Origin of the sequence: Helicobacter sp. (assembly GCF_022511165.1) — a bacterium.
In the GTDB taxonomy this organism is placed as follows: domain Bacteria; phylum Campylobacterota; class Campylobacteria; order Campylobacterales; family Helicobacteraceae; genus Helicobacter_C.
In genome coordinates this window covers 25,256-38,227 of record NZ_JAFLSB010000015.1, presented here as the reverse complement: position 1 = coordinate 38,227, position 12,972 = coordinate 25,256, and the positions used below count along the sequence as shown (strand labels likewise).

Here is a 12,972-nt window from a genome sequence, read left to right as displayed (position 1 = left end):
TGCAGGAGAGCACGGAAGAGGATTTGCAGTGGTGGCTGATGAAGTAAGAAAATTAGCAGAAAGAACTCAAAAATCACTTGGTGAGATTGAAGCTAATACTAATTTACTTGTGCAAAGTATTAATGATATGGGTGAATCTATTAGAGAACAAACTACAGGTGTTACTCAAATCAATGAAGCTATCTCTCATTTAGAATCTGTAACACAAGAGAATGTAGAGATTGCAAATTCAAGTGCAGAGATTAGTGAGAGAGTAGATAAAGTAGCTAAAGAAATCTTAGAAGATGTGAATAAGAAGAAGTTTTAGAAAGGATTAAAGGATAGAGGAGATTAAGGAGAGTTAATAACTCTCCTTAATCTTTTTTCTTAGAATCTGCTTTCTAAAATTATAAAGCCCTTTTACTCCTTTTTGGGGTTTGGAGAGGGCTTAAGATTTATTGATTAATATCATTAGATTCTTTTTTTAAGGTGCGAAAGTACAAGTGCTTATTTTGCGCCTAAATATTGAATTAGTTTTGTTTAATATTTGCCCTTGCTTGTGCAGGGAGAATTTCAAGGAATCTATCCATATTAAAATCAATACCTTGTGCTTTCGCCTCTTTAATAAGCGCAACAGCATCTTCCATATTACACTCACTCCCACCCTGATAAGGATCAAAGACTTTTGTTGTAATAGCAAGGGCGTAGGAATTTTTCTTTACTTCATCAGAAGCCGCGTGGGGTGCGGTAATATAAGCTGTGGTTTGAATAAGCGTATCATCAAAGCGCCAATAATCAAATAAATAACCTAAAAATGTCAAATGATCCAAGCCATAAAATTCTGTCTCAACCGAACCCACATCACTAAAATTAATCTCTTTTAATGCTTCTAAAAACTCTTTATCTCTGCCATTTTTAATAAGTGTATCCGCATAAATCATCATACCTAATCGCAATAACATTGCACAGGGCGCAAGAATTTGAGAGAGTTTTTTGTCATTTTCAGAAAACCAATCCGAAATAAAATCCACTTCCCTGCTACAATTTCCCAAAAATTCCTGTGTATTTAAGCCATAAGGCGATACATCAACCTTGAATTCACCGCGCAAAGAGTTTGCTACGGCAATATTTTTTACATTATCAATCCCGAGCAACGATACTACTTGATTGAGCGTGGAAATTTCGCGAGAAAACCCATAATAAGGGGAGTTTGCCAAATGAAGTAAATCCCCTGTCAAAAGCGGGTCTTTTGAAATAATATCTACCACGCTCTGCATTTGCACATCATCACCTGCAGAATCTATATATGACTGCAACTTCACTAGAGTATCAGGCAATGGAGGGAGATTATCTATTGCCTTAATGAGAAATTCATTCATTGTAGGCTTCCTTTAGAAAAAATCATAATTCTCTATCATCAATACTAGCATATATAAATTAATATCATACCCGCAATAGACTTAGAATCCGCTTCTTTTGCCTATCCTAAGAATCTTTAAGCGCATCAGCTATCAGCTCTAAGGGGTGAGCAAAGCGCACAGGAGAGTGGATTTGCGTGAGAGCATTATCAATTTGCATACGACAAGCCCCGCATTCTGCGCTTACAATCTCCGCTCCACTCTCATTAATCATCTCTGCTTTAGGCTTCCCGGCTTTAAGCGTTAAATCATAGCGTGAGCTTTGCATACTAATCCCCCCAAACCCACAGCATCGCGCAGAATCACTCATTTCTTTTAGCACAAAAGAGTGCGAGAGCAAAGCGCGGGGTTCTTTAAAAATCCCTAGCACCTTTCTTGCGTGGCAAGGATCGTGATAAGTGATACTTTGGCTACTCCATTTTTGGGGCAATATCTCTTGTAAATGTGTGTGATGAAATAACCACGCGCTTGCCATATCAATTTTTGGAAGTAGCCTCTCAAGTCGCTCTACCCACTCTGGCTCATCACTTAGGGCGTGAATCCAATCTTTTTTAATCATCGCCGCACAAGTAGCTTCAGGGATAATCATCGCATCAATACTCTCCCAAAAACTCTCAAAATAAGCAATATTTTTCTTTGCCAAATATGCCACACTTTTCACATCACCGGTAAAAAATGCAGGTGCGCCACAGCATTCTTGCAAATGCGGCACAAAGGCAGTAATACCCAGACGGCTAAGGATAGTAAGCAAACTCTCGCCTACATTGACATAATTATAATTACTCAAGCAACCAATAAAAATTGCTACTCTGTTATGTGTAAGTGTATTTGATGAAGGATTATGCGCTAAATCTCTTGTATGTGAAGCTTTTGTAGAATCTAGCATATTGGGTTTTTTAGGCATAATATCGCCTTGATATTTTTGCAAAAAAGATGTGCGCCAAAAAGGAAAAATAGAACGTTTTGCGCGTTTATTCTCTGTATTTTTAAAAAGCTTAAAACGTGAGATGAGACGCCCATTCTCCTCCTTAAAAGCACAGGGAGCAATAAAATGCGCAAGGCTAAAAACAATATCCGCAAGCTTTCGATGGCGTAAAAGAAAAAAATACGCCCTCTTATACCACGCAATGCCATATTTTTGCGCAATATCCACACGCACAGATTCTATAGCCACATCAACAGGCAAACTTGAGGGGCAGTGTGTTACACAAGTGGTGCAGAGAAAGCAAGATTCAAAAATAGCCCTGCTTGTAGTATCTAATGCCAAATCCCCACGCTTATACGCTCCAAGTAAATCCAAGAATCCACGCGGAGAGGTAACTTCATCGCGATTAAGCATATAAATGGTGCAATGGGGAATACATTTGCCACATTTCACACACGCACTTGCTACATTCTGCAAATCAAGCATACGCACCCTCTAAATCGTTTTGCTAAATCTTTTGGTATGCTCACTTGCAAAAGAATGCTCATCAAAAGTAGAAGCGATATTGCGTATAAGCATACCGCCTGTGGGCGAGGTATAGATACCCTCACTTGTAATTTCTATAAGCCCCACTTCCTCATATTCACGCAAAGCGCTAAGTTCATTACCAAAATGCGCCCTAAAATCAATATCAAATTTTTTCTCAATACTTGCAAAATCAAGGCAGAGATTATTCATAAGCCCCATAATCACTTCCTTGCGCAAAATATCCTCTTGTGTCAGCAACACACCACGTTCCACAGGCAATCTCCCACTATCAAGTGAGCGTTCATATTCTGCTATGTCCTTATAGTTTTGTGAATAATAATCTAAGCCCTCACTAATACTTGTAAGCCCAATACCTATGGTTTGAGAGAATCCACGCGTAGTATAGCCTTGAAAATTGCGACGCAATTCCTTATTTTGCTTTGCTTGATAAAGCTCATCTGTTTGCTTTGCAAAATGATCCATTCCAATCATCGCATAACCCTGCTCTTGCAAAAAAGCAATCGTATTTTTTAGAATCTCAAGCTTTTGTGCAGGTGTAGGCAAAGTCGTCTCATCAATTTTGCGCATTGTTTTTTTCATCCAAGGCAAATGCGCATAATTAAAGATTGCCAATCTATCAGGCTCTAGGCTCACTACTTGCTGAAGTGTATGGGCAAAGCTCTGTTCATTTTGAAAAGGCAAACCATAAATCAAATCAAAATTTACAGACTTGATACCAAACTCACGCGCTAAAGCAATAGCATTTTGCACGATTGATACCGCTTGTTTTCTATGTATGGCTTCTTGCACCTTCTCATCAAAATCCTGCACCCCAAAGCTTAAGCGATTAAAGCCATTATCTTTTAAAACTGCCATTTGCTCCCGTGCAAAAAAACGTGGATCAACCTCGCAGCTTACCTCCGCATTGAGAGCAAAATGCCTAAAAGTATTGCGCACAAGCTGTATTACCTCTTGCAATTCTTGAGCATTAAAAAAAGTTGGTGTGCCTCCACCAAAATGAAATTGCACCACTTCACGTTCTGTATTCATCGTGCGTTTAAGAATCTCAAGCTCTTTTCTAAGATAATGGATATAGTGCTGCTTTTTCTCCTCTTTGCTCGTATAAATAACATTACAGCCACAAAAATAACACGCCGAGCGACAAAAGGGCAAATGCACATAGAGTGAAAGAGGGAGTGAAGAGGCGTCTGCGCGCTTAAGTGCATCTACATAAGAAGATGTATCAAAAGAGGGCTTAAACTCCACAGCAGTAGGGTAACTCGTGTAGCGGGGAGCAGATTTTGAGTATTTTACAAATGCTCCAAAATCAATCTTTTCGCTCACACTTTACTCCTTTATTTGGACTTACGTAAAAAATCAATATCAAAAAACAAATTTGGATATTTCTTTTTAATATCTTTTGCAAGGAGAGCTGTATTAACCTCTGGCAAATTACCATCGCTTAAACGCAAGGATTCTAAAGCACTCTTTGCTACTGCCATTGCATCATCAAAATCAATAGGCATTTGCGAGATAATATCTTTTTCAAGCATCATTATAAGCTTTTCCTCTTGGATATGTTTAATACGCGCAACAAGTTTCACAAAAAGCTTTTGAGGAAAGACAACATACTCTTCTCCTTGCTCATCTTGCAAAAACCATAAATCCTCTTTTGAGAATCCCCCACTCTGCATTGCTAGAAGCATTGCATTCTCCTCAATCTTGCGCAATACGCCTAGATTCTCACTTGACTCATTAAGCCATTTATCTTGGGGCAATGTTTTCATTATCACTCACTTAAGGTTAAATTATTAATTTTAGCAAGATAAAGCATAATGCCTTTTTGCGCGTGGAGGCGATTTTGCGCTTCAAGGAATACACGAGATTGCGCCCCTTCTATTACCTCTTCGCTCACTTCTTGCCCACGATATGCCGGAAGACAATGCAAGAAAATAGCATCACTTTGTGCAAGATTCATCATTTGAGTATCTACGCAAAATCCCTGAAATGCCTTTTTTCTCTCCTCTTTTTGCGCCTCTTGCCCCATTGAAGCCCAAGTATCAGTAGTTACAACATTTGCCCCACTCACAGCCTCTTGCGGATTTGTGCCAATGATGATTTTACCTCCACTTTGAGCACAAAGTTTTTGGGCTTTTTCTACAATATCAGCTCTTGGGGCGTATTTTGGAGGAGTAGCAATACGCAAAGTAAAGCCAAGTTTTGCCGCAAGATTAATCCACGAATGCGACATATTATTGCCATCGCCAATATAAGCCACGATAGGCTCTTTTGCATTATGGGGATAAAGCGCATTTTTATGGCTTGGCACATAGATTCCGCATTCTATCATTGTAAGATAATCTGCAATAAGCTGAATAGGGTGAAAATCATCGCTCAAGCCATTAATAAGAGGCACACAGCAGTATTTGGCAAATTCCTCGAGTCTTTGATGCTCGCTCGTCCTCATCATCACCATATCAACCATTGAGCTAATCACGCGTGCAGTATCTTTGATAGGCTCTCCACGCCCTAATTGTATATCTTTATGAGAAAGAAAAATGCTGTGTCCGCCCAACTGATACATACCGCTCTCAAAACTTACGCGTGTGCGCGTGGAGCTTTTTTCAAAAATCATCGCTAATACCTTGCCCTTAAAATAAAGCGGGATACTAGCTTTCTTGGATTTAAGCTCCAAAATGACATCGAGCATTTGCAAAATCTCATCTCTGGAAAAATCATTCAAAGTAAGAAAATGTCTCATCTTTCCTGCCCATACCAAAGGAGATAAAAGCGCGATTGTATCTAAAAATCGCTAAGAAAACTTTAATGCCTTAATTTTTTGGCAAAATATAATCTTCAACGCCAATGGTAATGCCCATTGTAAGATTCTTAAAAAGCACTTTATTTTTGCTGCGTTCATAGTAAAATTCCTGCCCACCTCGCACAAACCATTGCACGAATGCGCCATCATTGCTTACACGCTTGCCCTCGCCATCAAAAATATCGTGTGCTGCCAAAATATCATTAAACAAATTAGGATAGCTCACCTCGCCAAAAAACGCACGCGTAGCAATCCACTTTGAAGTGCAATCCTTGCCCATACAAACATCTTTTTTAGTGATAAGAATCTTACTAATGGGCTTGCCGAGTTTATAAAGCTCAATAGTGAGATTTTTATTGGATTGATTATATCTAAGTGAAGCAAAATCATAAAATTTCACACGCGGAGTGTCAATAAGGAGAATCTTAAATTTTGTAGGCTCAAGCACAACATCATTAGGATTTGAATCAGGGTGCTGAAAGCTATTATTAAACCACGCACACGAAGCAAACAAAAAAGGAAGTAGCGCAAAGCTACCTCCTAAAAATAATCGCTTAAAAATACCAAACATTACTTATTTTGCTCTAATTAGGCTCGTGCATTAGAAAGAACTCTATGCCAAATTCTGCCATCGAGTTTGAGTTCCATATTCACTTGGCATAAACCATCTTTATATACGGTTTCAAGCACTTCAGCATTGCGGATAAGAGCTTGCACCTTTGTTTTGATAGTTGAGCTTTGGAGCATCATATCACGCACTGTATCTTGTGCATTTACTCTAATCCCATACATCTTTTCGCCAATTTGTCTATACGCATCGACAATCGCCGCTCGTTTTGCCATAGCAAAAGCCTGTGATGGAGAGAGAGAGTTTTCAGGTGAAACTCCTATGCCTACCGCACTTAAAGTAATTTCATTTTCAGGGGTAAGCATTGGAGAATTAGGAATATTTGTGCTTCCTCGCCCGATATACTCATCATCTCTATCAAACTTTGGCTCTAAATTATCTCTATTTAATCCCGGAAGCTCAACCTTCTCTACCACAAGTGTATTGACTTTTTGATTGCCTGCAGATTTAGGGAGAAGATTTGGATTTGTATTATATCCGGGCATTGGCGGATAAGTAGGCGCTTGGATAGGCGCATACATAGGTTGATTGCTCGCACTTGGAGGCACTAAACCATTTGCATTTGAATTATCGCCCACATCAAATAAGCCGCTTCCGCAACCACCTAATGTAAATACAGCAAAACCTGCAACAATTGAACTTTTAAGCACATTACTTTTCATATTCAGTCCTTTGAATTAAATTTCAAAAAAACTAAAAGCAAGTAGTGTTCCATAATTACTTACAGCGATGATAATGACAAAATACACCGCTGCAATGCCAAACGCACCCTTTTGGGAAAACCATAGATTCTAGGGAAAAGGCAACAAAAATATGTTTTTCCTTTTATATTAAATTGAGGCAAAAGAGATAGTAAATCTTTTTTGCTAAAGCCAAGTTCTTTAACATAACCTACAAACTGCAAGGTTTTGGTTATTTTTTTGCAAGTATCCACACAAGCGCGATAAAAATACTCTTTCATCACGGGATTTTCTTGTTCTTTAAAAAACTGCACAAAAGTCTGCAAAGTCATAAAATAGCTATAAGTTGATTGGATTTGCTTTTTTCTTGTCATAGGTGTGTTACTTATAGAGAGGGGATTAAGCAGGTAGTTATAGACTGGCTCACGACTTATATAAAGATTTTTACAGCACATAATAGCCTGTGTAACAAAAGCAATATCTTCATAGAGAATATGAGGAATGAAAGTGATGTTGTGCTCAAAAATCAAGGAAGCTTTACCGACAAATCCTCCTGCTGAAGTTATCATCGCATACCCTCCAAGTGCGTTAATTAAATCTATAGGTGTATAAAGCCCCTCAATATGAGGAGGAAACACCTGCCAATCAAACTCTACTTGCGCATAACTGCTAGCATCTCTTGCGATAAATACACTATACATAGCCACATCTATATCGTGGCGCATCAGTAATAAAGCACTATGCTCTAATGCGTACTCTTGTAAATAATCATCAGAATCCACAAAGCGAATATAATGTAAATATTGCAATGGGGGGGGGAGTAGTAGAAGCAAGGAGATTTTTTACCATCTCTAATCCCGCATTACGCGCCGTTGATAGTCCTTGATTTGTTTGATTTAAAAGAATAAAACGAGTGTCTTTGCTGGTGTATTCTTGGGCGATAGTTCCACTTGAATCCGTGCTACCATCATTAATCAAAACTGCCACCCACTTGCTATAACTTTGATTGAGTAGTGAATCTAAGCATTTTTTGAGATACTGCTCCACATTGTATATAGGGATAATGATATAAAACATTATCTCTTTTTCTGCTATTGCTCTTGTTTGCTCCATTTTCTCTTTCCTCCGTTTTTTATTTTTGCATTATGTGTCGTTTGTATTATTTGTGCTTATTTGTGTTTAAACACCTCCTCCCACAATGGCATAATTGCCTCTTTGCTAAAGCTCTCTTTCACTCTTTGCTTCGCATATTTGCCCATTTCTTCACGTCTATTTTCATCGCTCATTAGCTCTATTAGCGCATTCGCATAGCCTTGCAAATCATTATCCTCTATTAAATATCCGCTTTTCTTGTGCTCTATAATATCGCTTGGTCCTGTTTTAACATCAAAGGCAATGCAAGGCAGAGCATAGGAACTTGCCTCTACTAATACCATACCAAATCCCTCAAAAAGAGAAGTCATCGCATAAATACTTGCATTGAGATATTCCTTTTCAATCTCTTTTGTAAAAGGCTTTAAAAGTATAGAATCTTCTAAATGAAGGGCTTTTATTTTAGATTCTATCTCGCTTTTAAGTTCACCTTCACCTACGATAATAAGCTGCCACGAATCTAATAAAGAAGAAGGGAAGTTGGAGGAAAATTGTTGCTTAGATTTATGGAGAGATTGTTGCACTAAAGCCCAAATATCAATTAAACGCAAAAAGCCTTTTTGGTCGCCCCTATCCATTCTCCCAATCGATACGATTCTTTTTTGTGATATATCTGTTTGGGCTGTGGGGATAAAAGGCAAAAAATTAGCAATCACACGCACATCTTTATGATAGCTTTGCCATAGAGGCAATTCTTTGGTAGAGAGAATAATGAGGGTGTGGAAAAGAGCAAAAATATCGCGCTTTCTTTGTGAAATCTTTTTGGGTGCATTTAAATGCCACAGACGTAGATAAAGTGCATTATCAAATAGATTAGGAGGGATAAACCACCCATCATTTGCTAATACCATACTAGGCTTGGATTTCAGTATATATGAATGAGCCTTTTTGCATAGGTAATAGCGATATACGCTCTTGCAAAAAAGTTTTAAAAAGATATTTTTTGTTTTTGGCGAGAGGGAGGAGAGATAGGTGATATGAATACGTGGAGTAAGAGCAAAAGAGAGATTTGTATTGAGCTTAAAAAAGCTTAATACTTCTACTTCAAAGCCTTGCTCCATAAAGGCATTGGCAAGATTTATGGCTACACGTTCACCCCCTCCACTTTCTGTAATATCTTTAAGTACAATGAGAATCTTCACATTTTACTCCTTCTTTTTAAGCTTGAGAGTCTGATTTAATGTTTGCTTTGGGTTAGGCTTAATTTTCTATCCACTCTTGTATTTTCTTGTATAGCTGCACGCTTACGCGCTTAAGCGCAAAATTGAAAGCATCTTTTGTATTAGCTGCCTCATAGCTTACATTTGTATTGAAAATAGGATTATTGCGACAATCGACAATATTAAAGACGACATCAATTTTTGCATTTCTTTCATTTGGATTATTGACAAGCACCCTTGCATTAAGAGTATGGGCTGCGTCATTTTGAATAAGATAGAAACTTCCTAATTCCTTTGCTAAGTCATTGTGGATTCTCACATCTGCTATGTTGCTTTGTATAATGAGTCTTGCAGAGGGGAGGGGAGAGTTTGAATAGAGAAGAGATTCAAGGTTATTTAGAGATTTGCTTGAGCTTCCTAAAGTTTGTAATAATTGCCCATAGAGTCCTAAATCATTCAAAGCATTTTCAAGACGCGTTTTATCTTTAATTGAGAGTGTGCTACATTTGCTTAGATTTGTAAGATTAAGCGCGTTATAGGTGGTATTAAATTTCTTTTGAAATTGTGTTATAAGCGCACTTTTTGTAACTTGAGCTTGGACATAAAATTGTCCATTTTCAAATTCACTCTTTGTGTAGCGCACATCGCCTAGCTCAATATCCTTGCTATCTAAATACACCTCATTGCTTGAACTATGTGAGATTTGCGAATCCTGTCTTTGTGTTTGAGAGCTAAATTTTGAACTCACTTCTACCTGTAATTGCGTGATAATATCATTGAGGGCATTGGCTTGAGCCACTTCAAGATTTTTTGCATTACCAAAACCAATGAGTGTTTTTTCATCTACTGCATTTTTGCCATACCAAGAGGGTGGCTTAGAGCTGCCAGCACACCCTCCCCATAGAATCCCCCATAGGGCAATGAATCCTATGGCGCTTACAACTCGCAATAATCTCATAGCAACCCTAGCGATTATTCATTTGTAGTAAAAGCACCGCTTAGCTCTCTAAGCGCATTTTGTTTTGCTTTACTTGAAAGAGAGCTTTTGTTAATATCTCTTCTCACATTTGCTTCAAGCTTTGCCTTAAGCTCGGGAGAAAGTTTAATAAGTACAAAGAGCTTAGTCGCATCTTTACTCATCCAAGTATCTGTTTGCTTTGTGCCACTTAGTGTTTGAGAGACGCTTTGGCGGATTGTTTGAGCACTTGCCTTTGCTATTTGAGCATCTTGTGGGGTAGCTCCTGTGCTTGATTCTGTTGCGCGCTCATATACGCCTTCAACTTCTGTTGCCACTTGTCTTGCAAGCTCATCTCTTGCTCCTGCAAGAGCTTCTGTGCGTGCATAGCCTAAGTCGCCATTAATAATATCTGCAATGCCTACCGCACTCATATCGCCTTGTCCACCATTAAGCACCCAATTTGGCGCACCTTGAATACTTAAAGCTTGAAGTGCTTTTTTGTCGATTTTTTTTGCACCTTCTCCTAGGGCGTCATCTTTGCTTCCACAACCTGCTATACATAATGCCGCTACAATGCTTCCTGCTAGAACTTTTGTGTATGTTTTCATTTTTTGCTCCTTAGATTTGAGATAAAGATTCTACGCTTACCAGCTCACAGATGAATTTGAGCCAAGCTTGATGATATTGACTTCATCGTCCCACACGACAAGTCCGGTTTTAAGATTTGTCAATGTAAGAAGGAAGTAATAATCAGTGCGTTGCTTTGAGCCAACCTTTGTATTTTTTTGCACAATCTTACCTGATAGAGAGAATTCAGGTGCTTGAAGTGTGCCTTTTTCGATTGTTGTATGTTGGTCAAACTCATCATTATCTCGCACACTGCGCCCTGTTTGGATACCTTTTTCTTTCTTACTTCCTACTGCAAGTGTAAGGGCAAATTTTCCGCTATTGCGCATATCACGAGTTACTTTGCGAGTAAGTTGGTCGGTATCAATAGTTTGCATTGTATCATTTATCACTTCTGAAATCATTAATACTTTAGGACTACCTGAACGCGAGAGATTGCGTACATAAGCACTATTAAGTAAAGATTTCACGCTATCGCCTGCAGCTTTTTCAAGATCGTGATAGTCAAGCCCCATACTTGTGTAGGATTTAGAATCTGCATTGTCAATGTATTTAGGTGATGAGCTACAGCCTGCTATAAAGGCTACACCTGCTATCACACCACATAAAAGCCATTTATTCACTTTCGCCTCCTTTTAAGATTCTATATGTTGGGTTGTTGTCCTTGATTCTAAAGTAGAGAATGTTATCGTAATTTTGGCATAAAACAATAACCTTAGCCCTATTTTTGCGTTTTTCTTGTAGAAATTGCTCACTTTTTTGGCAATCAAAATACACATTATAGAGTGGGGTTTCATCGGCTTTGAATACAAAGTGTCCGCTATTATTTGGAATCTGTAAAGCAAGAACGCGTTTAGGCAAGGCAGTGCTTATACGCACATCTGCGCTTGTAGTCCCCATAGAATAAAGCATTCCTGCTAATGCCCCTGCAGTGCCTAATCTATCGCCCAAAATTGCTTGTGTGCTTGCTTTAAGTATAGCAGAGGAAATAGCGCGTGTGAGGATAAAAGGGAGTTGTTTTTGAAATTCAGATGCAATTACACTATCTAAATCGCTTATTTCATAGGCTTTGAAAGTTTCACCACTTTCATTTTGGGTGCTATAATTACGAGCAGCTATTTTTCCTGCTTGAAGTGTGGGTATAGAGATACCTATATGAAGGACATCGTTACTTACATAAAAAGAGGAAATATTAATTGAAGTATCGTTTTTAAAGGCACTTTTGCCATCTTCTATAATGAGCCAAGTATAGGTTGTGTTTTTTCCATTTTTACGATTTTGTAATACTTGCAAATCTTGAGTAATAACTTGTGCCGCATTGATACCATAGGATTCTTTATAGAGGTCTGTTGCCTTAGCAAAATCTCCTTCAGTCATAAAAAAGAGAGCAGATACATAGCTCACCGCAGGATTAATAAAGCCTTCATAGGCTTGAAAGTTTTTCAAATTACTATATTCTTTTTGCAAAATAGGAGAGATAGAGCGATTTGAGGAGGAAACATCAACTTGGCTTAATGTTTTATCTTTAGCATTTTGTTGAGACTGCTCATCAAGAGCTTTTTGAATATCTTTTCTAAAATAATCTTTGGCGCGTCTTTGCCTATCATTAGCGCGGTTAAACTCCACACGCGCACGAGCATAGTCATTTTGGCTCATCGCATACAACGCCTTGTAGTAATTAAACATCACGCCTTCATAAATATTGCCTCTATATGTTTTGATATTTTCATTCACAAGCACCGCGCCAAAATTCCCCAACGCACCGCCCATAAGCCCCTCTGCCTCATATTTGCTAAAAAGCGTCTCGCCTTGCTCTAAAAGTCCAAAGAGATCCTTATCCTCTCTAGCGAGACTAAAGGCACTTACACTTGCTTGGAGATTCCACAAGACATCACCATTTTTACCAGCTTTTGATTTTGCGTATTTATAGGCTTTAGCATTTTGTCCGCCATAATAATATCCATTAAAAGTTTGCAGATTATTTTGATGCGAACAAGCACTTATTAAAATGATACTTCCTATCCATACCACTATAGAAAAAAAATGCTTTGTCATCACCTAAAATCCTTTTTAAGCCTAAAATACAAGATACTATA

Annotated in this window: 15 protein-coding genes; 1 reads left to right on the top strand and 14 read right to left on the bottom strand. The window is 38.4% G+C overall.

Going from position 1 to position 12,972, the window contains the following annotated elements:
* A partial coding sequence (locus tag J1E28_RS03700) for a methyl-accepting chemotaxis protein (protein WP_291026825.1) occupies positions 1-307 on the top strand: 307 nt, incomplete at its 5' end.
* Positions 308-509: 202 nt separating this feature from the next.
* On the opposite strand, the gene J1E28_RS03695 is transcribed toward J1E28_RS03700, so the two are convergent.
* The 14 genes from J1E28_RS03695 to J1E28_RS03630 all read right to left on the bottom strand — a co-directional run bounded on the left by J1E28_RS03695 (position 510) and on the right by J1E28_RS03630 (position 12,931).
* Positions 510-1,358: an HDOD domain-containing protein gene (locus J1E28_RS03695; protein WP_291026822.1), complete on the bottom strand. Its 849-nt coding sequence runs from the start codon at positions 1,356-1,358 to the stop codon at positions 510-512.
* Positions 1,359-1,464: 106 nt separating this feature from the next.
* On the bottom strand, positions 1,465-2,808 hold the full coding sequence (locus J1E28_RS03690) for a (Fe-S)-binding protein (protein WP_291026819.1): 1,344 nt from the start codon (positions 2,806-2,808) through the stop codon (positions 1,465-1,467).
* Positions 2,809-2,817: 9 nt separating this feature from the next.
* Positions 2,818-4,194 (bottom strand): oxygen-independent coproporphyrinogen III oxidase, encoded by a 1,377-nt coding sequence (gene hemN / locus J1E28_RS03685; RefSeq protein WP_291026815.1) that lies wholly within the window; start codon positions 4,192-4,194, stop codon positions 2,818-2,820.
* An 11-nt stretch (positions 4,195-4,205) separates the two neighbouring features.
* The gene (locus tag J1E28_RS03680) at positions 4,206-4,637 is read right to left on the bottom strand and encodes a DUF2603 domain-containing protein (protein ID WP_291026812.1); all 432 of its coding nucleotides are present in this window, start codon (positions 4,635-4,637) and stop codon (positions 4,206-4,208) included.
* 2 nt (positions 4,638-4,639) lie between these two features.
* Entirely contained in the window at positions 4,640-5,611 is a 972-nt protein-coding gene (gene argF / locus J1E28_RS03675) for an ornithine carbamoyltransferase (protein WP_291026809.1), read from the bottom strand.
* A gap of 70 nt (positions 5,612-5,681) precedes the next feature.
* Positions 5,682-6,242, bottom strand: coding sequence for a hypothetical protein (locus J1E28_RS03670; protein WP_291026806.1), 561 nt, complete (start codon positions 6,240-6,242; stop codon positions 5,682-5,684).
* Between the two features lie 17 nt (positions 6,243-6,259).
* Positions 6,260-6,961: a hypothetical protein gene (locus tag J1E28_RS03665; protein ID WP_291026803.1), complete on the bottom strand. Its 702-nt coding sequence runs from the start codon at positions 6,959-6,961 to the stop codon at positions 6,260-6,262.
* Between the two features lie 59 nt (positions 6,962-7,020).
* Positions 7,021-7,704 carry a hypothetical protein gene (locus J1E28_RS03660; RefSeq protein WP_291026800.1) on the bottom strand — a complete coding sequence of 228 codons (684 nt, stop codon included), beginning with the start codon at positions 7,702-7,704 and terminating at the stop codon, positions 7,021-7,023.
* Between the two features lie 46 nt (positions 7,705-7,750).
* Positions 7,751-8,092, bottom strand: coding sequence for a glycosyltransferase family A protein (locus J1E28_RS03655; RefSeq protein WP_291026797.1), 342 nt, complete (start codon positions 8,090-8,092; stop codon positions 7,751-7,753).
* Between the two features lie 56 nt (positions 8,093-8,148).
* A complete protein-coding gene (locus J1E28_RS03650) occupies positions 8,149-9,273 on the bottom strand; it encodes a glycosyltransferase family 4 protein (protein ID WP_291026794.1) in 1,125 nt (374 codons plus the stop codon).
* Positions 9,274-9,331: 58 nt separating this feature from the next.
* A complete protein-coding gene (locus J1E28_RS03645) occupies positions 9,332-10,249 on the bottom strand; it encodes an LPP20 family lipoprotein (protein ID WP_291026791.1) in 918 nt (305 codons plus the stop codon).
* A 14-nt stretch (positions 10,250-10,263) separates the two neighbouring features.
* Positions 10,264-10,857: an LPP20 family lipoprotein gene (locus tag J1E28_RS03640; RefSeq protein WP_291026789.1), complete on the bottom strand. Its 594-nt coding sequence runs from the start codon at positions 10,855-10,857 to the stop codon at positions 10,264-10,266.
* 36 nt (positions 10,858-10,893) lie between these two features.
* Entirely contained in the window at positions 10,894-11,499 is a 606-nt protein-coding gene (gene lpoB, locus J1E28_RS03635; RefSeq protein WP_291026787.1) for a penicillin-binding protein activator LpoB, read from the bottom strand.
* A complete protein-coding gene (locus tag J1E28_RS03630; protein WP_291026830.1) occupies positions 11,492-12,931 on the bottom strand; it encodes a hypothetical protein in 1,440 nt (479 codons plus the stop codon). Before J1E28_RS03630 ends, lpoB begins: the two co-directional genes overlap by 8 nt.
* Between the last annotated feature and the right edge of the window lie 41 nt (positions 12,932-12,972).